Raw genomic sequence first — 21626 nt, forward strand, 5'->3', positions numbered from 1 at the left:
TTTTATTTTACTTTTTTCTTTTTAAATTTGCTTAGTGCTTCATAAACGATTGGAACAATAAGAAGTGTTAATAACGTTGAACTCGTTAATCCACCAATTACGGTTACACCAAGTCCTTTAGAAATTAAGCCACTACCTTCAAAGCCTAATGCAAGCGGGATAAGAGCCCCAATTGTTGCAATTGCAGTCATTAAAATAGGACGCAGGCGTGTTGCACCAGCTTCTAGTAATGCTTCACGTGTTGATACACCTTCATTTTCTTTATGGATAACACGATCGACAAGTACGATTGCGTTTGTTACAACGATACCGATTAACATAAGCGCACCAATCATTGCAGATACACTTAATGTTTCGCCAGAGATTAATAAGGAAACAAGTGCACCAATAATTGTGAATGGTAGCGAGAATAAAATTGCGAATGGCGCAAGTGCACCACCAAATGTAACGACAAGAACGAAGTATACAATAGCAATCGCAGCTAGCATCGCTAATCCAAGTTGCTTAAATGATTCTTGAATATCTTCTGTAACACCGCCCATAGAAACATCTACACCAGAAGGAAGATCCATTTTATCCACTTCTTTTTGGACTGCAGAAGATGCTTTTGAAACGTCATCAGATGTTAATTTCGCACTCACTTCTGCATAAACTCTGCCATCTCGATGTGTTACTGTGTTAGAAGTTTCACCTTCTTTTACAGTCATAACATCTTTAACCGCAACTTCATTACCAAGTGGTGTTGTAATTTTACGATTTGTTAAATCATCGATTGTTTCATAATTCTGTTTCTCAGTTTCTACATATACATTTACATCTTTACCGTCTTTTTTAATTGTTGTTAGAACAGGGCGATCATGTTGATTAGAAAGTCCCATTCCAATTTGGGCAGCAGTTAGCCCCATTTTACTTAACTTCTCTTGATCTGCGACTAAAGTGTACTCTGCATATGTTTTTGCAATACTAGAGTCTACATCTTTTAAGTCTTTATTTTTCTTCATGATATTTTGAATATCTTTTACGACAGGCTTAATTTCTTCCGAACTATCTCCGTAAACGTATAGTTTAATTTCGTTACTACCGCCACTTGCTCCGAAATCTTGGTTTTTCCATTCGCCTTTTCCAGACATTTTTTGTAAATCTTTAATGACTTGCTCTTTTTCTTTTTCGAAGTTTTTCGTGTCGTTATCATATTGAACGAAGAACATTGCTTGATTTGATTGGCCAGGACTCATTGGATTCTCTCCACCTAATGAGAACTGAATTGTTTTCACATCTTTTTTATCTTGGAAATGCTTTTCAGCTTTTGTTGCAATTTTTTCAACGTCTTCTAACGTTTGACCTGGTTCAGGGTTATATGTTGTGATAATCATTTTTTCTTCTTCAGATGGTAAGAAGCTTACACCGATAATTGGTACAAGTGCAAGACTACCAACTAGTAGAAGGACAGCAATACTTGATGTAATAATTTTATGATTTAAAGCCCATGCAAGTATACGCTTATAACCGTTTGCTAATTTACTTGGTTTTTCTTCATGATGTACTTCTCTTTCCCTCATGCTTTCTTTTCTAAATAAAGAATGAGCTAGCATTGGTACGATTGTAACTGCCACTAGTAAGGATGCTAATAGAGCAAAGACAATAGTTAAGGCGAATGGTAAGAACATTTCACCAATCATACCTTTTACAAGTCCAAGCGGCAAGAATACAGCAATTGTTACAATGGTAGAAGACATAATCGGAATAAACATTTCTTTCGTGGCTTCACGAATTAAATCTTTTCCGCGTAGTTTCTCTTCTGATAGCGACATGCGTCGGTAAATATTTTCAATAACAACAATTGAGTCATCGACAACGCGCCCGATAGCGACTGTCATGGCTCCCAGTGTCATAATGTTCAGCGTAATATCCATTTGCTTTATGACTGAAACTGCAATTAATAAAGAAAGTGGTATAGAAACGACAGAGATTAACGTTGTTCGAATGTTGCGTAGGAACAACATAATAATAACAATCGCAAAGATAGCACCGAAAATTGCTTTGCTAAGCATTGTCTCAACTGACTTCTCAATCGGTGCACCTTGGTCGAATGTTGAAATGATCTCTAAGTCTTTATATTTTTTCTCAAGATCTTTTACTTCATCTTTAACTGCATTTACAACATCAACTGTGTTTGCATCAGCAGCTTTCACAATTTGAATTCCAATTGCTTCTTTTCCATTTGTTCGAGAAATCGATTCTGCTTTCCCAACTTCTTTAATATCAGCAATTTCTTCTAATGTAACTGTTGGAATTCCGTTCATAGCTGCTGGATTCATTTGCGTAGTTTGCGCACTAGCGCCAGCGTTTTGACCACTTTGACCGTTCGGTGATGAAGGTACGGCTGGAATCTTTAATTCTTTTAATGCTTTAATCGTTGTGATATTACCATCTACAACAACTGATTTTTCCGTATCTTTAAATGTATATAAGCCAAGTGGTAAAGAAACATCCGATCCTTTAATCACATTTTTTACAGTATCTTCACTTAACCCTAATTCTTTCATCTTATCTTTCTTGAAGACAAGCTGAACTTCATCTACTTGTTGACCTGTAATTTGAACAGATGCAACACCATCAAGTCCTTTTAATCCTGGAACAATATTTTTCTCTACATTTTCTGTTAAGGTAGCCAAAGATTCATTTTTACTTGCTACGCTTAATGAAATAACAGGGAAGGCATTAAAGTTTACTCGAGAAACTTTCGGATCTTTAACACCGTCTGGCAGTTTCACATTTGTGAGAGCTTCTTTAATTTCTGTTTCGGCCTTTTCCATATTTTTATCAAAATCATATTCTACCTGAATAGAAGATGCGTTTTGAAAAGATGATGAACTAACAACGTTAACACCACTTAAATTTTGTAGTTGCTCTTCCATCGGTTTTGAAACTTTATCAGCTACTTCTTCTGGTGTAGCACCAGGATAAACCGTCGTTACTGTTACAATAGGCGTTGTAATATCAGGGATTGTTTCCAGCTTCATATTGAGTCCAGAATAGATCCCTGCAATAGTAACAATAATGGTTAATAGCCAAACCGCGAACTTATTTTTTAACGAGAAATTGATGATTTTGTTCATGTTTGCGCTCCCTTTTTATTGTATTGACCAATCGGTCAGTCTAATACATAATATAACTGACTGGTTGGTCAGTCGTCAATGAAAAGAGATGGTATAATAAAGTTTTAATAAGTGGGATTTTTACTGCCACAAGTAGCGAGATATATGTAGTATAAGATGCGAGATTAAATTTAGGAGAGAAGATATGAAAGAAAAAGAGCGCTTAATTATAGAGATGGCTATGAAGTTATTTGCGACCAAGGGTGTGAATGCGACATCAGTACAAGAAATCGTCACAGCCTGCGGTATATCAAAAGGGGCTTTTTACTTATATTTTAAATCGAAAGATGAGCTGTTATTAGCAACACTTCGATATTACTATGACAAGATTCAAAATAAAATGATGGATATTGATAAAGAATCATTATTACCACGTGAAAAATTCGCAAAACAATTGTATTGCCAGTTTACTGATATACAGAAGCATAAGGAATTTATTATTATGCATGCGAGAGAAAATGCTATTCCATTTAATAAAGAAGTGGAAGAATTTATGATGCGGATGAAATTAGAGTCTCACGCATTTTATCGGAATAGTTTATTGTCTATTTATGGTGACAAGGTTATGCCATATTTATTGGATTTAGTAATTATAGTGGAAGGGATATGTCGTGGATATTTAGAACTAATTATTTTACAAACACTAGAAATTGATTTGTCCTATGTATCGACGTTTATTTTAAAAAGGGTAGATCATTTAGTAGATGGACTCATAGAATCTTTGGAAGAACCCGTTTTACATGAAGAAAGGCTTGGAGAGTTTTTTTGTAAATCAGAGCTTATTAAGGAACAAGTGAAAGAACATTTTTTAAAAGAAATCATTGTGTTTAAGCGTACATTAGCGGATCAATTAGAAGATGATGAATTGCTTGTTACGCTAGATGTTTTGGAGGCAGAAATGAGATTACCAAATCCAAGGATTCCAGTTATTCAAGGGATGCTGTCTAATTTAGAGGCATATCCAAATTTAAAAGAATTTCGTTTGCGACTTATGGGGTATTACAATATAAAAAGGTAACAATGATAGTTTTCATTGTTACCTTTTTTATTATACATGCACTTTTTCTTTTTTCTGTGCAGTTTCTTCTAGTTCAATATTGATTGTTTCTTTTACGATATAAATCGGACGATTTTTACTTTCGTCATAAATACGAGCGATATACTGACCGACGATTCCAAGACCAAGTAATTGAATACCACTAAAGAATGTAATAGCAACCATAATGGATGCCCAACCAGTTTGAGTACCATCACCGATGATTTTCACAGTAATTGTATATAGTAAGACAATTATCGAAATGAGAACTGATAATAAACCTAAAGACATAACGATACGTAATGGTTTTGTAGAAAATGCAATAATGCCATCTGATGCAAATTTAATCATTTTCTTTAATGGATATTTTGTTTCACCAGCAAAGCGCTCATCACGTTCATATTCAACATACGTTTGGCGGAAGCCAACCCAAGACATCATGCCACGAATGAAGCGATTTCGCTCCGTCATTTGATTGAAAACATCGGCAACCTTGCGATCGATGATTCGGAAATCACCAGTATCTTTTGGGATATCGATATCAGACATATAGTTTAAGAATTTATAGAAATATTTCGCTGTTAAAAGTTTAAACCAAGTTTCACCTTTACGTTGTTTACGTTTTGCATAAACAACTTCATATCCCTCTTCCCATTTTGCAATAAGTTCAGGAATAACCTCTGGTGGATCTTGTAAGTCTGCATCGATAATTACAATAGCGTCGCCTTTTGCAGCGGCAATACCAGCTGTAACAGCTATTTGGTGTCCAAAGTTGCGTGCAAAATTAACAATTTTTGTACGGTAATCATTTGCAGCAATTTCTGATAGGATGTCCATTGTACGATCTGTACTACCGTCGTTTACAAAGACAAACTCGTAATTAATATTATTTTGAAGCATAACGGACTTTAAACGGGTGTAACATTCCTGTGCTACCTCTTCCTCGAAGTACATAGGAACTACAACCGAAATTAATTTTTCCATGTTGTATCCTCCATAGTTTTAAATAAGTTGTGCAAGTTTAATTAGAGGCCTTTTCAGTTTGGTTGAATGTCCAAATTTTATTAAGGACAAAATTTATAACCATTCCGACACCAATCGCGAAGATTTGCGCAATAGATGCATTAAAGGTAAGTTTATCTACTAATATAAATAAACATAATGTATTAAAAGCCAATACAATTAAATTTACAGTTAGAAATTTAAAGAACATTGACGTGCTTTTATTATTAGGTTTAAACACCCAATTTTTATTCCAATAGTAGCTATTGGCAACACCAATTAAATAGGCAATGGTATTCGCAACAAGATAGTTCATCTCGAACCTTAACAATATCCAAAAGCTAATAATTGTAATGAGTGTATTAAAGATTCCTACTAAACCGAACTTTAAGAGTTTCTCCATAATATTATCCTCATTTTTGTAAAATATATAAATACAATAGGCGATGTAGAATTGTTATTTATATTTAACAACTATCAATTATAACATAGTTTGTATTAAAATGTTATATGTTTTAAGTGAGTGTCACTTTCGAGATATAGAATAAGTTTGGCAATAATTATAGCAGTGTTATTTTTAATTTGTATAACGAGTAGTATGAAATCAAATATGGAAATTATGGCAATATTATTGTATAGTAGCTGGTAGTGTAATTCACATGTGTTTTCGAATTTTCGTCACTAATCAAAGGATGTAAGTTGAATATGATTAGAGACTAAGAGGTTATATTTTGTGAAAATATAATGTTTTTTTCGTATAAATATTTTTTAAGGAGTGAGTTTTTTGGAGCAGTTTTCCAAAGGTTTATCAACTTTTTCTACACGTTTTGTATATGGTATGTATAGTTTTTTCGTTGCAATATTAATTTTTGATTATTTTTCAGATACTCAAAAATATAATTATGTAATGATACTAGTTGGATTTTTATTTTTATGTACAATTGGAAACTTTATACTTAGAAGTGGATCGCTATATCTTGAAAGGCTAAATGAAAAAATGTGCTTTGTTGCACTATTAATTATTTGTGTAGCAGTGAAAACAGCATGGATTCTTACATATAAGATTGATCCGATTGGTGATTATGAAGCCTTTTTCAATACTGCAAAAGCATTAGGTGATAACTTTGTTATTCATGATAGATATGTTGCATTATTTCCACATATTTTTGGTTATGCTTCATTCTTAAGTATCTTCCTAAAAATATTTGGGGCAAACTTTATGGTTCCGCCAATTATTAATGTTGTTTTAACTACAATTTCGATGGGATTAATATATTTTATAGCCAGAAGAATTGGTGGAGTGAGAACAGCGATAACAGCAAGTGTTTTATGGATTCTCTTGCCATCACAAACGATGTATAACATGTTTGCACTTTCAGAACCGTTGTATTGTACAATACTGTTATTAGCCTGGGCAATTATGATAATTGTTTATGATAAACTTGAAAATATAACGATTGCAAAGGTTCTAATGTATTCAATTCTATTGGCTGCATTACTTGTATTAATAAATATGGCAAGACCAATTGCAGCAGTGCCAATTATAGCCTTAGCGATATGGATGTTTATTATAGATACAAAGCATATCGGGAATAAAAAGCTACTTATTAACAAGGTGGCATATGTAGGGGTTATAATTATAGGATACTTAATGATGTCTTCGGCGGTAAATCATTATATAACATTACGTTTAGGTGAAGAGATAGCAACAGTGCCGGGGTACAATATTCATGTAGGATTTAATAAGGGATCTTCAGGAACATGGAATCCAGGCGATTCAGCATTACTATATCATTATAGTGGTCAACCAGGATGGAGTGCTCAGGACACTCAAAAGCAAATGCTTGAAGAAGCGAAAAAGAGAATCAAAAACGATGATATAGATTTCGGGAAACTAATGTATGATAAATTTATTATCTTCTTAGGGAATGATGATCAAGCTGTTAAGTACGCAGATCCAGTGATGGATCATAAAGTACGATATACTATAATTTCTAATGTTTTCTATTACTTCTTATTGGCTACTTCACTGTTCGGGGCGTTAGTAGCTATGAAAAATAAAAATAAATCTTCACTTTTAATTATTTGTTTATATACGATTGGGCTAACAATGGCACAAATGATAGTAGAAGTAGCACCGAGATATCATTATTCGGCTACAATACCTATGATCTTTTTAGCTGCTTTTGGTATTAATCATATTTACAATAAAAAAAGTGACGGGGATATAGTAAAAAGATAAGTAAAAAAAGCAGTTGTTTCAAAAGGGTGTATAGGAATCCTTTTAGAGGCAACTGCTTTTTACTTTTAAAATTTGAAGGATATTTATTATCGGATTAAGAGTTTTGCTGAGACCATTCCTCTACATTCCAAACTTTCGTTATCCAATCTTTATAAAATTCTGGTTCGTGACATACAAGAAGAATAGTTCCTTTATATGCCTTCATTGCTTTTTGTAGTTCTTCTTTTGCTGTAACATCAAGGTGATTTGTTGGCTCATCAAAGAGTAACCAGTTACTCTCTTCACCCATTAGTTTACATAAACGAACTTTTGCCTGTTCGCCACCGCTTAATTGGTTCAGTGGACGAGAGATATGTTCGTTTTTTAAACCGCATTTCGCTAACATGGCACGTATTTGATGCTGGTCTAAGCTAGGGAATGTATTCCAAACATCATCAATTGGTGTTATATTATCAGCTTTCACTTCTTGTTCGAAGTATGATGGGTTTAAGAAATCACCAAGACTTGTTTTTCCGCTTAATGGTTTGATTTTACCTAGGATCGTCTTTAATAGTGTTGACTTACCTACGCCATTACATCCAACAATTGCAATTTTTTCACCGCGTTCAATTGTCATTGTTAATTTTGGTAATAGCGGGTGTGTATATCCAATTTCCACATTTTCTCCTTCAAAGACGAATCGACTACTTGCACGACTTTCTTTAAATGAGAACTCAGGTTTAATAGCTGTTTCAGGACGATCAATACGTTCCATACGATCAAGTTGTTTTTGACGACTTTTTGCACGGCCGGTCGTTGAGTAACGAGCCTTATTTTTTGCAATGAAATCTTCTTGTTTTTTAATAAACTCGCGTTGCTTTTCATAAGCGTTTATATGTTGGTTTTTATTGATCTCTGCTAATTCTAGAAATTTTTCATATGTCGCTGTATAACGCGTCATCTTTGTGAATTCTAGATGGAAAATAACATCAACGCATTTATTCATAAATTCCGTATCATGGGAAATTAATAGGAATGCGTGTGGATATTCTTTTAAATAAGTCGTTAACCAATAAATATGTTCAACATCTAAATAGTTGGTAGGCTCATCTAATAGTAATACTTCTGGTTGCTCAAGTAGTAACTTTGCAAGTAATACTTTTGTACGTTGTCCACCACTTAATGCAGCAACATCACGATCTAAACCAATTGCGTCAATTCCAAGACCACGCGCTGCTTCTTCAATTTTCATATCTAATAAATAGAAACCACCTGCTTCAAGAGCATCTTGAATTTCTGCCATTTGTTCAAGAAGTTCCTCTAATTCTTCCGGTGTAGCAGTTCCCATTTTTTCTGTAACTTCATTTAAAGCTTTTTCTTTTTCAAATAAAGGTAAAAATGCATCTGCTAATACGTCACGAATTGTGCGACCAGGTGTTAAAATTGTATGCTGGTCTAAGTAACCGTAATTTGTACCAGGTGTCCATTCAACACGGCCTTCATCATGGATAAGTTGACCAGTAATTATATTCATAAATGTTGATTTACCAACACCGTTTGCTCCAACTAATCCAACATGTTCTCCTGCGAGTAAACGCATGGATACATCTTTAAATAATGTACGATCACCAAATGTATGGCCTAATTTTTCAACAGTTAATAAGCTCATAATGTCCTCCGTTCAATTCTAAATAGTGTCTTGAATCATGATACTAAATTCTTTGATATAATGCTATCATTTCAAAAATGTATATTTTTGAAAATAAGAAGTTGCATTATTTTGGAAAAAATATATAATAATAATTGAACGGTGGTTAATTAAATCGTGAGGTATAAAATATGTCGCCAAGAAGAGCAGTCAAACAAGAGTTAACAAGAGAAATGATTATGAACGTAGCAAGAGATTTATTTGTACAACAAGGTTATCAACACACTTCAATGCGTAAAATTGCGATGGAACTAGGATATAGCCATGGTTCAATTTATTACCATTTTAAAAATAAAGCTGAACTTTTTTATGCGATGGTAGAACAAGACTTTCAATTGCTAAATAAAAAATTAGATGAAATTAGTAAAAGAAATTTATCTCAGGAGGAGCAATTAAAAGCTGTTTTATTTGGTTTTATAGAGTTTGGTTTGAAAAATCAAAGTCATTATGAAATTATGTTTTTAATTAAAGATGATGAGTTAAAGGAATGTTTAGCAGACGGTCCAAATGTTAGTTATGAAAAATTTGCAAAGGTTGTCTCTTCTTTATGTAATAAAAACATAAATGCAATGATAATATGGTCTGTCTTTTTATCATTACATGGGTTTGTAGCGCATTATTGCGGAAGTGGGCAAACATTTGACGAGTTAAAGGGGTTGGCCCAAGTACATGTAGAATTTATTTCAAAATCGCTTCTAGTATAAGTGGTTTTCTTTTTGTTATTAATTGAACGGTGGTTAATTAATTAAAGGGGGGAATTATGATGAGAAAAGCGTTAGTACTGGGAGCATCTGGATCAATGGGATATGCAATTACAAAAGAGCTATGTAATAGAGGAATTGATGTGGTGGCTTTTGCAAGGAACAAGGGGAAATTGGAAGATTTATTTCAAGGAGAAGAAAATATACAAACAGTAGCAGGAGATGTATTTGTAAAAGCAGACATCCTAGATGCAGCGAAAGGTGTAGATGCTATATTCCATGCTGTAAATATTCCATATTCAGATTGGGAAGAGAAACAACCTAAATTATTAAGAAATATATTAGAAGTAACAAAAGAGAACGATATTAAGTTAGGGATCGTTGATAATATTTATGCATATGGAAGGCAAAATCAAAGATTTGTTAAAGAAGATGCTGAAAAGAAGCCTCATACGAAGAAAGGAAAAATTAGATTGCAACTTGAAATGATGGCAGAGCAGAGTGGTGTCCAAATGTTTATCGCTCATTTCCCTGATTTTTACGGTCCAAAAGCAGAAAGCACACTCGTTCATCATACTTTAAATGGCGTGCTTGCAAATAAAATGTCTAGTTTTGTTGGAGATAAGGGAATTGCACGTGAGTATATTTTTACACCAGATGGTGCGAAGGCAATGGTGGAATTATCGTTACATGATGAGGCTTATGGGCAACATTGGAACATACCAGGGTGTGGCGTTATTACCGGAGAAGAGATGATTCAACATATACGTGAATTAACGGGATATACAAAGCGAGTAATGACCGTTAAAAGAGGTATGATAAAGTTAATTGGTTTATTTGATAAGCAGATGAAAGAATATGTAGAAATGCTATATTTGACAGAAAAACCAGTGGTGTTAAATGGAGAAAAATATGAAATGTTTATTGGGCAAGTACCGAAAACACCTTACTATGAAGGATTAAAGGAAACCATTTTATCGATGCAAGGGAAATAAAAAATAGGGTGTGACCATTTAATAAAAGTGGTTACACCCTATTCTTTATTTTAAATATCCACGAACAATCCCGCGTAAGCGATTCGCGTGGAATTTACGCTTATCGTTGGAAATGTTTTGTGTCATGCGGAATGTTGCCGCAGCGACAGCACGTAAGAAATAAGGGAATCCATAATGTAAGCGAATGACCCTGCCAAAACCACCAGCATAAGAAATAGCACGTTTTAATGATTGCTCATTGATAATTTCTTCTTTTACAGGATGGTATACGAACAAATCTTTTCTAAATAAACCAGTGTACTTTTTTTGCATACCGCGCAGTACAAAGTCAGTTTCTTCACCAGCTCCATAAATTGTGCCAGAACCAACGCCTAAATCTTCATCAAATGTACCTACATCTTGCACAAACTGTTTTGTGAAGAATAGCGTGAAAGAAGGTCCCATAAACCCATATTTATTATTTAGAATAATGTCTGTATTTGGTGCGTGTATTAAAGAACCTGTTCCTTCAACATTTGTAGTGTTTGTTGATATAAAATGAACATCTGTATTAGAGTTAAATGTTTCTAATATACTTTCTAAAACATTTGTTTCATAAATACAATCATCATCTGGAAAAGCGATGAAATCGCCATTTGCTACTTTTAAGCCAGCATTTCGAGCTCTCGATAATCCTTTAATAGGCGTATAAATGTAGTTAATAGAAAATTTATCTTTATATGCATCGAATAGATCAGAGATTGGAGTATCGTTTTGATCTACTACGATAAGTTCGAAGTTTTTGTAAGTTTGTTGCTCAAGTGATTTTAGTAAGTCAAGAATATCATCACGTCTGCCACAAGTAGCCATGATTAAAGAAAATTTCAAGTTTAACAGCTCCTTTTAGAGATTGTGTTTAAGCTTTTTTGAACCGTGCTAGTATCTTTTCGAGTAGTGAAAAGAGAATTTCATCCTTTGTTATAAAGAGGATAAGGGCATATGTTAACCCACATGTTATTATTACTAAGACAACTTGTAGTATTTGCCCAGATACAATCATATTAATAACGAATGCTATCGGTACAAATGTTAGTGAATAAAATAGATATTTAAGTTTGTGTATATCAAATAACGTATAGTTCACTTTTAATTTCTTTTTCACATAAATATATTCGAATGTGATTAAGAAACAATTCGCAATTGTTGTTGTGAAAATTGCCGTTGTTGGCGTAAGTATATGGAAGAATATTAGTGCAATATTAGACGCTAAGTTGATAAATCCGCAAATAAATAAAAATCGCACTAAAATACTTTCTTTCTTTTTCACATAGATAATTTGATTCGATAAAATGGACTCGATACCAACTGTAATCATATAAAAAGCAAAAACAATTAATGTATCACCAGCCTTAGCAAATTCTTGTCCACCATAAATAACAACGGCTCCATGAGCAATGAGCATTAGACCAATTGCGGCGGGAAATAGGGTAATGAAATATACTTTTGAAATTTTGTTTAATAACGATTCATACTCCATTTCAGATGCATTTCCTGATAAATAAGACAGTCTTGGAACGGTTACTTGTACAACGCTTAACATAAGTGTATTAATAATGGTCATAATTTGAAAAGCCATTACGTAGTATGCAACTTCTACCTTTCCAACATATACCCCTAGAACAAGACGATCTAATTGAGTATATAAAATATTAGCATTTGAAAAAATCAAGACTAATAGTAACGGTTTTAAATGAGGAATAATAGTTAAGTCCGAAAAATCAAATTTAACTTGGCGTTTCACATATACAAAACTAATGGAGTGATTTAAAAATGTCGATAATACTAATAAACCAGCAAATGTTTTATAATCGTCGACCCCATGAACGAAAGAGAAAAGAAGCACGACATAGATTAATCGAACGATAACTGTTTTTTTAGTGATGAAGTCATAATTTTCATATGCCTCATTGAACCATTCCACATAAAACATGTTAGAAATAAAATTGAAACCGAAAATAAGAAGAACAGGAAATAAACTTTCATGTCCGTATCCAATATAACTAAAAAGTAAAAAAGCTAATAAAGCCAAAATACTAGTTGTAAAATTAATTACATAGAGACTTGTAAATAACTTAGAAACTTTTCTTTTATCATTTTTAATTAAGCTAATTTCACGTAGACCATATTGATATACACCAAATACGGCGAACACGAAAAAGTAATTAAAAAAGGTTTCAGCAACGTTAACGGTTCCTATTGAATTTGCTCCTAACGTTCGATATGCGTAAGGACCAACTAAAATTGGAAGTATAATATTAAACGTGTTGAGCAGTATTTTATAAAAAATATTTGAAGCAATTGATTTCTGCATAATTTCACCTTTCCATTAAAATAATCCAGTTTAATTAAAATACTTGCTATGTCATATGGAGGTTTTTTAACTAGAGTTAATTCTTTCAATATAATGAAGTGTAAGGTGTTTTCTACACGATTTACAAATCGTTAAATTGTTTTGTTGACCACCCGTATAAGTGTACCCTACATAAACTTTGTAAAGCAACTATTGATGGGATAGAACCGTATTATAAATGAGGGGTATTAAATTAGAAAGGGTTAGTGGTGAATAGGTATGTATAAAAATATTACATAATATGTGTGAAAAGTGGTGACGGTTGTATGAAGGGCTAGAATTGTGTATAAAAAATGAGCGAATACATGATAGCTATTCGCTCAGGAGATGTTTTGATAGTGAAAAATTATACACTCCAAGGTTTACTTAAAGTTAGTACTTCGGCCATTTCCTTACTTTTTAACCGCCCTTTTTTCCTATTTTCGGCGCGTTCTGAACCAGTTGTGTGTAGCCAATGTTCCTCTTCAGTTTCAGGAAGTACTTGTGGAACAGATGAAGGTTTTCCATCTTTTAATGCAACGAATGTAATGAAGCATGTTGCAGCTATTCTACGTTCGCCTGTTAATAAGTTCTCTGCAATTACTTTTACGAAAACTTCCATTGAAGATTTCCCTGTATAACATACGAACGCTTCATAACAAACAGAATCTGCTTGGTGAATTGGAGTTAAAAAATCAACCGAATCGATAGATGCTGTTACGCAATGCTTACGGCTATGTCTTGCAGCCGCAATTGAGGCAATACTATCAATTTCTGCTAATAATTTTCCTCCGAAAAGTGTTTGATGATTATTTAAATCATTAGGAAAAACACGTGTTGTTTTAATTGCTTTTGATTCTCGCATGAATTTCTTTTCCATATATTCAGCCCCTATTTTCTGTTTTCAATCAGAATGACATGTATTGTAAGTGGCGTACAAAATTATTAAAAATCAATAGATATTTAATGAAATAAAGAATTCCAGAAGAGGATTATTAAAACTTCTGTATTTGTATGCATGTAACTGAAAGAACATTTATCCCGCTATTTGAGGGCAGTAAGACTCCCACCTCGAAATTCGGCGAATGCGAAGAAGTTAGGTGGGAGTCGGGCTGCCCGTAAAAGCCCGATTGGTTCAACTAATAATCAGTGGGGGGATGGACAAACTCCCCCACTGATTAAAGTTTCACTTTATCATATATAAAATGTAGTGTAAAAGAGGATTCGCTTACATTGCAAGTGAAAAAGTAATGACTATGTATTTGTCATAGAAATTCCCTATCAGCCTTGTACCTATTCATGATAGAATCGTTTTGTTATGAATGGAAATAGAGGTGCAATGGACATATGAATCATATACAAACAAATTTTTCATCTTTCTTCAATAAAACAATAACTGGTGCGATGCTCGTATTTTTTGTTTATAGTTGTTGGTCAGCATTTGAAACAAGTAAGCAATTTTTTGGAGGAAGTGCAACAAGTGTAACAATCGTATTGGCAATTTTCGTCATTCTCATTTTGTTAGTGGCATCAATTTTACAATATCGTTTTACGGATAAACAATTTCTTATTTTTCTTATGAGTATATCTATAGTTGTGAGACTTAGTACGGTTCTATTCGTAGATGTTCCGATAATTGGTGATATGAAAGTGATGTATGAGTCTGCAAAGCAAATTACACTTGGTAATAATATAGAGAATGTAATGCAGCTACCTTTTATTATTTATGAATCAGTTATTATTCGAATATTTGGTGATACGGTATTTGTTTTACAGTTATTTAATATTTTGTTTTGTACAGGAACCGCATTTTTCACTTATCGTATTGCGGCAATGATATTTGGGGAAGAATGTGGTCGTATTGCGTCTATATTTTACGCTTTATATATTCCAAATATATTCATGAGCTCCTTATTAACGCCGGAATCGCTTGCAATATTTTTATTTTATTTTGCTTGTTACATACTTTTATATAAAGGATTAGATCATCCTTATATGTGGGTGTTTTCAGCAGTATTATTTGCATTTAGCAATATGATCTTCCCGATGGGGGTATTTCTTCCTATTTTTATCGTTGTATATGTGTTACTAATTGAATTCTTTCAATCGGCAACGAAACAAAAAGTGCTATTAAAGATGATAGGGATACTTATTCTATTTTATAGCGTTCATTTTGGTGTGAGTTATGGGATTAATAAAATGGGAATGTCACAATATACATTTTCGAATGAGGCGTATGTTCAATCTGTTTTAATTGGAAAGACTCAACATGAAGAAAAAATACCAACAAATCAAAGTGTAACAGAGCACATTGATCAAAAGTTAAAAGAGATTGAAGGAGAAAGATTTAAACTTTTAAACCCAGTAATGAATCAGTTTTCAGAAGAGGGAATAAATTCTATTCTTTTCAAATGTGAAAAACTTATATATATAGCCGTGACGTTATTTATGGCTATAGCTTTATTACACTTCCTTATTAAGAAACAACAAAACGAAGGGTATATGTTGTTCCTATTTTTAATTAGTGGATACGTATTGTTAAGACTCTTCCAAGTAGATAGGGTATATTACAATATAATTATGCCAGCTTTGTTTATTTTGCAAAGCTTTGGTGTTTATATGAGTTATGTGTATTGTCAAAAAATATTTTTCCGAAAATAAAAAGAATCCATTTTGGATTCTTTTTTTGCTGGATGATGAAAATTAGTAGTCAGTGAAGATGAAGAATTGCCACTGATCCAAGTTTCACCTTATCGGTTTAGTTCTATTTGTAAACTATCGGCTGTTAGAGCCATTTTTGAAGAATCGTCTTGAATATCTTTCATTACTTGTGAAATAGTTTCTAACTCAGTTTCAATTTTTTTTATTTTGTTCTTTCGAGTTAGACATGTCGTTTACGATTTCTTGGAAGTATTGATCTGTCGCATACATACTATCCGTTCCTTCAGATACGAGAGAGCTAATTTGCTTTACAGAAGAAGAGACACGAATAATCTGTTCATTTGTTTTTTCAACAAGCTTTGTAACGTTAAATATAGATTCTTTCGTTTGCTCTGATAATTTTCGGATTTCCCCAGCTACAACAGAAAAACCTTTGCCAAATTCTCCGGCACGCGCAGATTCAATAGCAGCATTTAATGCGAATAAATTTGTTTGCTCCGCAATTGATTTTACGATATCTATAATTTCGTTAATTTTGTTAGAAATATCGAGAAGTTCATGAGTATCTGTAATGATAGTTTCCATATTTGTTTGAATGTATTCCATTCGTTTGTTTTACTGATTTAATTGTTCTTTACCTTTATTTGCTTTTCTTCCGATGTTGTAGCTAATGATGTACCTGTTTTGGCAATTTCTACAATAGTTTCAGATTTAACGGTTAATTTTTGAATAGAAGAGCTCGTTTTTTCAGATACAGATGCTAGTTCTGTTGCGATATGCGTAATTGTCATAGCTATTATTTCTTTTTCTTTTTCATGTTCTTTTTGTATTCTTTCATATTCAGATTCATAAGCCGCGAGAACAAGTTCTTGTTCAAGGGTGAATAATTTATTTATTACGTTTTTAGAATAAGAAAAATCATCGATTGTTGTAATTTTTGTTTGCAAGATCTTCATGATAGAGCGGAATAATTCTTGATAAGCAGCAGTATACCACTTTCTATGTAAACCAATTTGTACATGCCTTTTGGCAATTCTCACACGCTGTTCAATAAAATCTTCGTGCATATTTCCACTAAATAATTCTTTTATATGTGTTTTTAAAGTTTGTTTTAGTTTTGGAATAGAGCTGTAACGTTCAATAACGGTAATTAAATTAGGTTGTTTTGTAATATTGACATAGAATTTTTCCGTAATCCAATCTATTTCCGCATAAATAAAAGGCTGTAGTACTTTTACAATTTGTAAATCTTCTTTTGAAATATGTAGCATCTCCATTTGAATTTTTAGTTCAGAATTAGCAGGTACGTTAAAAATTATTTGTTGGTCCTTACTTAATTCAATTATACTGGCGTTTGTTTTATTATTATGTTTTTTAAAAACCCCAAGCATCGTTCTTTCACCTGTTTGTAAAGCGTTTTCATTTTCGGTTCTTGTATAATTATATATTTTTATATACAATTACTCTACGTTAGTGTGTAGAATAGTATATAAATTAAGAGAATCCTATGTAGAATTCTCTTAATGGCCTTTATTAATCTTAGCATGTGTTTTAAAGAAAACTGGAAAATGTACATTATATATTACAGTGACGACACGAATAACGAATGTTACTAATAAACAAACATAGAAAGCTAATACGTGCGCCCCCATTGCATATGTGATTAGGAAACTAATTGCTCCTAAGATAGAAGCGATTGCGTAAATCTCTTTTCGAAATACGTAAGGGATATCTTGAGCGCAAATATCACGCAAAATACCGCCTCCAATACCTGTGATGACTCCCATTGAAACTACTAAAAACGAGGCGTCAACGTGATGTGACATTGCCGCATTTGCACCAATAGCTGTAAAAACACCTAAGCCAACAGCATCGGAAAGCATAATAACGACTTGAAGTTTATTAATACGTTCAAAAAACATACAAGTAAATAATGCTGATAATACGCTTACGAAAAAGTAAATAGGTTTTACAAATGCGACAGGAGGCAGGTTACCGATCATAATATCACGAATAATACCGCCGCCGAGCGCAGTAGCTACAGCTAAACAAAGGACACCGAATAAATCTAAATCTTTTTTTAAACCAACTAATGTACCGGAAATAGCAGCGGCGATAATGCCAAGAAACGTAAATATATCGATTAATAACATAGCTGTAATCCCTTCCTCCTAAAGATGTTCCAGAGAAAAAATATACACTAAAGTTATGTAAATAACAATGCATTTTCGTTACATGTAGAAAAAAAGAAAAAATGAGGAAAGAAAGCGCTTGGAAATACAAATTTTCTTTTTTTTTATAAGGTAAGATTGGGTAGAAATGTGAGACGTTTAATTAAAAAATATATGTTATAATAAATATTTGAGATGAGAAAAAATATTAACTATATAGATTGAAATTAGGTAATAGTTATGGAGGTTCTAGATGTTAAGCGAAAATGGTAAAAGTAATAAATTTGAAAATTTTCTACTAATCTTTATTTTGTTGCAACCAATTTTAGATTTGCTCACAGCATTCTGTATCATGGTTTTAAAAATTGATACGACTATTGGAGTTATTACACGCTTATTCGTTATGGTTCTAGGTGGAATATATATTTTAATTCAAACAAAGAACAAGGGAAATATAAAATATATATCGTATATAATCCTAGTAGGAATAGTTTTCACCATCGGATTGATAAATAATAAATTCACAAAAGATCCTATGGTACTTACAGAAGAAATTAAATTTATAGCAAAAGCTTTATATCCGTTTGTTATGCTTACTTGCTATGTGTTTGTTTTTAAGTCTTTAAAAGAAAAAAGCCATTCAAAAATGCGAGATTATATTACGTATGCATCGCTAATTATAGGGGTAGTAATGGTAGCTTCAATTACTACTGGAACAGATTATAATAGTTACGAATGGGTGAAGCTCGGATCACGCGGTTGGTTTTATGCCGGTAACGAGCTAGGATCTATCTTAGCAATTATGTGTCCAATTGTTATTTTGTACTCAATTGAAAAAACAAAAAGTATAGGTAAAGTGTACTATTGGATTCCTTCAATTTTAGTTGTTTATTCATTATTTGCAATTGGGACAAAGGTTGGCGTAGGAGCAATCTTTGGATCAATGGCTATCGCAGTTGTTATGTGCTTTATTCAGGCATTTACACAACGCAAAGATGGAAAGAAAAATGTCTATTTATTAAATGGTTTTATTGCAATGACTGTATTTGTAGGCATATTGGCATATACACCTTTTTCACCATTTATGAAAAATATGGGATTCCACGTCCAATTAATTGAACAAGAACAGAGTGCGAAAAAGGAAGAGAAAAAGAAAGAGGAGGCTAAAGAGCACAAACCTCCTGTGACAGCGCAAGAAAAAGAAAAAGAGAAGGAAAAAGAAAAAGTAGCGGAGAAAAAAGAAGAAACGCAAGCTATTATTTTCAGTGGGCGTCAATTATTTGAACAGATGTATAAAGATTTTTATAACGAAGCCCCAATGTCTCAAAAATTATTAGGAATGGGTTATGCTGGTAACTATAAAGAACAGCCGAAATTAATTGAACGTGATTTCCACGATTGGTTCTATTCTTTCGGAATCATAGGGTTCATTTTACTTATAGTCCCATTCATATACTTTGGTATTAAATTTATTGTATGTGTATTTACTAAATTTAGACAAATATTCACAGTGAAATATGCAATGGTGATTGCAGCAATACTTCTCGGATTAGGTATTTCATTTATGGCTGGTCATATTTTAATGGCACCTGGAGTGAGTTTCTACTTAGTATTAATCATGGCATATTTAATAGTTGATTTGGAAATTGAATGATAGAAAAATAAAAGCTAGCATATGTTAGCTTTTATTTTGTTATAGTAAATAAAAAGAAAAATGGGGGATGTAAGAAATGAAAGTGTTGCATATGAATGCTGGTGCAGAAGAAGGTGGGGGAAAAACACATATTATTTCACTTTTATCTCAATTTTCAAAGGAAGAAGTGGAATTAATGGTATTTGAAGAAGGTGCGATTGCTAGGGAGGCGAGGGCCCTTGGTATTCAAGTACATGTTTTTACTCAATCATCTCGGTACGACCTATCAATTCTTTCAAAAATAAAGTCATTTATTAATGAGAATCAATTTGACATTGTGCATACACATGGCGCACGAGCAAATTTCTATCTCTCCCTCTTGAAAAAAGGTATAAAAGCGAAATGGATAATGACTGTCCACAGTGATCCAACTTTGGATTTTATGAAGAGGGGATTAAAAGGATGGGTATTTACGAAGTTAAATTTACGCTCTTTCAAAAAGGTAGATTTGTTCTTTGCAATTACGGAAAACTTTAAGGAAAATATAATAAAACTTGGTGTACCAGAAGAGAAGATTTGTACGGTTTATAATGGAATTGAGTATGATAATACTCCAGCAAAACCTTATGATAAGAGTGAATTTGGCATCGACGAAGGAGTATTTACAGCCATTCAAGTGGCGCGTCTTCATCCTGTTAAAGGTCATAACATTTTATTTGAAGCGTTACAAAAAACTAAAATTCCAAATATAAAGGTACTTCTACTTGGTGATGGGCCTATAGAAGCAGAATTAAAAGAGATGGTGAAACAACAAGGCTTAGAGGATAAGGTGATTTTTCTAGGTTTTCGTACAGATTCAAAAGAATTATATGCATCTGCACACATTAATTTGTTAACCTCTTATAGTGAAAGTTTCCCTCTCGTTTTATTAGAAGCGGCGAATCAACGCTTAACATCTATTGCAACAAATGTAGGTGACATGAGCAAGTTAATAGTTGATGATACGTATGGATGGATTGTACCAATTGGTGATGCAGATTCGTTAGCAAGCGTATTAGAAAATGCTTATGAAAAATGGTTGAATAATGAATTAGAAGCGATGGGAAATCGTTTATATAATCACGCATCTACTCATTTTTCGCTAAAGAATTTGTATGAAGATACTCGTAATGCATATAAAAAACTTTTACTGAAATAGAGAGGATAGTTAATTATGGAAGTACAAAAGGTTGATATTCTAGGTGTTCCTTTCTCTACAATGACGATGGATGAAACGGTCCAATATTTAACGAAACAACTAGAAGTGGAGCAAACTCATACTTTTCAGGTAGTAACAGCAAACCCTGAAATTGTTATGTGCGCCAAAAAGGATGAAAAGTTCCATGAAACATTATTAAATACAGATTTAATTACACCTGATGGCATTGGAGTTGTAAAAGCAAGTGGTATGCTTGGTATCCCTTTAAAAGAACGTGTAGCAGGTTTTGATTTAATGTGTAACTTATTTGCGAAGTTATCAGAAGAGAATAAACCAGTATCTGTTTTCTTATTAGGTGCAAAACCGCATGTTGTACAAGCTGCAGCTAATCATTTAACGAAGACGTATTCGGTGGTATCTATTGTGGGTACACAAGATGGGTATTTTAAACAACAAGAAGAAGAGAATATTGTTTCTCGTATTCGAGAAGCAAAACCAGATCTACTACTTGTTGCGCTTGGCTTCCCAAGACAAGAAAACTTTATCCAAACTAATAAGCATCGTTTAGAAACGAAAATGGCTGTTGGAGTAGGCGGTAGTTTAGATGTGTGGGCCGGAGAGGTAAAACGTGCGCCAAAATGGATTCAGGCTATTAACTTAGAATGGTTTTATAGATTATGTAGTAATCCAACACGCTGGCGTCGTCAGTTAGTATTAGCGGAATTTTTAAAAGAAGTAATGCGTTCAAAAAAGTAGCGAAACATCGCTACTTTT

At 33.1% G+C, this 21626-nt stretch carries 18 protein-coding genes; 8 read left to right on the forward strand and 10 right to left on the reverse strand.

Annotated features, from left to right (window positions below; translation table 11 throughout):
* Positions 1–2: 2 nt before the first annotated feature.
* Complete coding sequence (locus MR065_RS17460; protein ID WP_242214553.1) at positions 3–3119, reverse strand: efflux RND transporter permease subunit; 3117 nt, start codon at positions 3117–3119, stop codon at positions 3–5.
* Between the two features lie 184 nt (positions 3120–3303).
* On the opposite strand from MR065_RS17460, the gene MR065_RS17465 reads away from it, so the two are divergent.
* Positions 3304–4176, forward strand: a complete 873-nt coding sequence (locus MR065_RS17465) for a TetR/AcrR family transcriptional regulator (protein ID WP_098268581.1) — start codon at positions 3304–3306, stop codon at positions 4174–4176.
* 30 nt (positions 4177–4206) lie between these two features.
* Here the strand turns inward: MR065_RS17465 and MR065_RS17470 are convergent, their stop codons facing one another.
* Both MR065_RS17470 and MR065_RS17475 read right to left on the reverse strand, forming a co-directional pair.
* A complete protein-coding gene (locus MR065_RS17470; protein WP_242214554.1) occupies positions 4207–5178 on the reverse strand; it encodes a glycosyltransferase family 2 protein in 972 nt (323 codons plus the stop codon).
* Positions 5179–5215: 37 nt separating this feature from the next.
* The gene (locus tag MR065_RS17475; RefSeq protein ID WP_242214555.1) at positions 5216–5599 is read right to left on the reverse strand and encodes a GtrA family protein; all 384 of its coding nucleotides are present in this window, start codon (positions 5597–5599) and stop codon (positions 5216–5218) included.
* A 381-nt stretch (positions 5600–5980) separates the two neighbouring features.
* Between MR065_RS17475 and MR065_RS17480 the strand changes: the two genes are divergently transcribed.
* A complete protein-coding gene (locus MR065_RS17480; protein ID WP_242214556.1) occupies positions 5981–7438 on the forward strand; it encodes a glycosyltransferase family protein in 1458 nt (485 codons plus the stop codon).
* Between the two features lie 94 nt (positions 7439–7532).
* On the opposite strand, the gene MR065_RS17485 is transcribed toward MR065_RS17480, so the two are convergent.
* Positions 7533–9086, reverse strand: a complete 1554-nt coding sequence (locus MR065_RS17485) for an ABC-F family ATP-binding cassette domain-containing protein (RefSeq protein WP_242214557.1) — start codon at positions 9084–9086, stop codon at positions 7533–7535.
* A gap of 170 nt (positions 9087–9256) precedes the next feature.
* Between MR065_RS17485 and MR065_RS17490 the strand changes: the two genes are divergently transcribed.
* Entirely contained in the window at positions 9257–9829 is a 573-nt protein-coding gene (locus tag MR065_RS17490; RefSeq protein WP_242214558.1) for a TetR/AcrR family transcriptional regulator, read from the forward strand.
* 59 nt (positions 9830–9888) lie between these two features.
* Positions 9889–10821 (forward strand): NAD(P)H-binding protein, encoded by a 933-nt coding sequence (locus MR065_RS17495; protein ID WP_242214559.1) that lies wholly within the window; start codon positions 9889–9891, stop codon positions 10819–10821.
* Between the two features lie 45 nt (positions 10822–10866).
* Here the strand turns inward: MR065_RS17495 and MR065_RS17500 are convergent, their stop codons facing one another.
* The 3 genes from MR065_RS17500 to MR065_RS17510 all read right to left on the reverse strand — a co-directional run bounded on the left by MR065_RS17500 (position 10867) and on the right by MR065_RS17510 (position 14069).
* Positions 10867–11688: a glycosyltransferase family 2 protein gene (locus tag MR065_RS17500; RefSeq protein WP_098268588.1), complete on the reverse strand. Its 822-nt coding sequence runs from the start codon at positions 11686–11688 to the stop codon at positions 10867–10869.
* A 28-nt stretch (positions 11689–11716) separates the two neighbouring features.
* A complete protein-coding gene (locus tag MR065_RS17505; RefSeq protein WP_242214560.1) occupies positions 11717–13171 on the reverse strand; it encodes an oligosaccharide flippase family protein in 1455 nt (484 codons plus the stop codon).
* A 385-nt stretch (positions 13172–13556) separates the two neighbouring features.
* A complete protein-coding gene (locus MR065_RS17510) occupies positions 13557–14069 on the reverse strand; it encodes an acyl-CoA thioesterase (RefSeq protein ID WP_098268590.1) in 513 nt (170 codons plus the stop codon).
* A gap of 467 nt (positions 14070–14536) precedes the next feature.
* On the opposite strand from MR065_RS17510, the gene MR065_RS17515 reads away from it, so the two are divergent.
* Entirely contained in the window at positions 14537–15850 is a 1314-nt protein-coding gene (locus MR065_RS17515; RefSeq protein ID WP_242214561.1) for an ArnT family glycosyltransferase, read from the forward strand.
* 192 nt (positions 15851–16042) lie between these two features.
* Here MR065_RS17515 and MR065_RS27760 read toward each other — a convergent pair whose 3' ends face one another.
* From MR065_RS27760 to MR065_RS17525, 3 genes are all read right to left on the reverse strand, one after another.
* Positions 16043–16456: a methyl-accepting chemotaxis protein gene (locus tag MR065_RS27760; RefSeq protein ID WP_396022379.1), complete on the reverse strand. Its 414-nt coding sequence runs from the start codon at positions 16454–16456 to the stop codon at positions 16043–16045.
* A gap of 17 nt (positions 16457–16473) precedes the next feature.
* Positions 16474–17241: a protoglobin family protein gene (locus MR065_RS27765; protein WP_396022380.1), complete on the reverse strand. Its 768-nt coding sequence runs from the start codon at positions 17239–17241 to the stop codon at positions 16474–16476.
* A 129-nt stretch (positions 17242–17370) separates the two neighbouring features.
* Positions 17371–18003, reverse strand: coding sequence for a trimeric intracellular cation channel family protein (locus tag MR065_RS17525; RefSeq protein WP_000924377.1), 633 nt, complete (start codon positions 18001–18003; stop codon positions 17371–17373).
* A 271-nt stretch (positions 18004–18274) separates the two neighbouring features.
* Here MR065_RS17525 and MR065_RS17530 point away from each other — a divergent pair, with 271 nt between their 5' ends.
* From MR065_RS17530 to MR065_RS17540, 3 genes are all read left to right on the forward strand, one after another.
* Positions 18275–19675, forward strand: a complete 1401-nt coding sequence (locus MR065_RS17530; protein ID WP_242214562.1) for an O-antigen ligase family protein — start codon at positions 18275–18277, stop codon at positions 19673–19675.
* A 76-nt stretch (positions 19676–19751) separates the two neighbouring features.
* On the forward strand, positions 19752–20852 hold the full coding sequence (locus tag MR065_RS17535; protein ID WP_242214563.1) for a glycosyltransferase family 4 protein: 1101 nt from the start codon (positions 19752–19754) through the stop codon (positions 20850–20852).
* A 15-nt stretch (positions 20853–20867) separates the two neighbouring features.
* Entirely contained in the window at positions 20868–21608 is a 741-nt protein-coding gene (locus MR065_RS17540; protein ID WP_242214564.1) for a WecB/TagA/CpsF family glycosyltransferase, read from the forward strand.
* Positions 21609–21626 lie beyond the last annotated feature (18 nt).

The organism is Bacillus cereus group sp. BfR-BA-01383 (assembly GCF_022663495.1).
GTDB lineage: Bacteria > Bacillota > Bacilli > Bacillales > Bacillaceae_G > Bacillus_A > Bacillus_A cereus_AU.

Coding starts and splice junctions, on each gene's coding strand:
- MR065_RS17460 (WP_242214553.1), bottom strand. CDS start 3,119: ATGAACAAAATCATCAATTTCTCGTTAAAAAATAAGTTCGCGGTTTGG.
- MR065_RS17465 (WP_098268581.1), top strand. CDS start 3,304: ATGAAAGAAAAAGAGCGCTTAATTATAGAGATGGCTATGAAGTTATTT.
- MR065_RS17470 (WP_242214554.1), bottom strand. CDS start 5,178: ATGGAAAAATTAATTTCGGTTGTAGTTCCTATGTACTTCGAGGAAGAG.
- MR065_RS17475 (WP_242214555.1), bottom strand. CDS start 5,599: ATGGAGAAACTCTTAAAGTTCGGTTTAGTAGGAATCTTTAATACACTC.
- MR065_RS17485 (WP_242214557.1), bottom strand. CDS start 9,086: ATGAGCTTATTAACTGTTGAAAAATTAGGCCATACATTTGGTGATCGT.
- MR065_RS17490 (WP_242214558.1), top strand. CDS start 9,257: ATGTCGCCAAGAAGAGCAGTCAAACAAGAGTTAACAAGAGAAATGATT.
- MR065_RS17495 (WP_242214559.1), top strand. CDS start 9,889: ATGAGAAAAGCGTTAGTACTGGGAGCATCTGGATCAATGGGATATGCA.
- MR065_RS17505 (WP_242214560.1), bottom strand. CDS start 13,171: ATGCAGAAATCAATTGCTTCAAATATTTTTTATAAAATACTGCTCAAC.
- MR065_RS17510 (WP_098268590.1), bottom strand. CDS start 14,069: ATGGAAAAGAAATTCATGCGAGAATCAAAAGCAATTAAAACAACACGT.
- MR065_RS17515 (WP_242214561.1), top strand. CDS start 14,537: ATGAATCATATACAAACAAATTTTTCATCTTTCTTCAATAAAACAATA.
- MR065_RS27760 (WP_396022379.1), bottom strand. CDS start 16,456: ATGGAATACATTCAAACAAATATGGAAACTATCATTACAGATACTCAT.
- MR065_RS27765 (WP_396022380.1), bottom strand. CDS start 17,241: ATGCTTGGGGTTTTTAAAAAACATAATAATAAAACAAACGCCAGTATA.
- MR065_RS17525 (WP_000924377.1), bottom strand. CDS start 18,003: ATGTTATTAATCGATATATTTACGTTTCTTGGCATTATCGCCGCTGCT.
- MR065_RS17530 (WP_242214562.1), top strand. CDS start 18,275: ATGTTAAGCGAAAATGGTAAAAGTAATAAATTTGAAAATTTTCTACTA.
- MR065_RS17535 (WP_242214563.1), top strand. CDS start 19,752: ATGAAAGTGTTGCATATGAATGCTGGTGCAGAAGAAGGTGGGGGAAAA.
- MR065_RS17540 (WP_242214564.1), top strand. CDS start 20,868: ATGGAAGTACAAAAGGTTGATATTCTAGGTGTTCCTTTCTCTACAATG.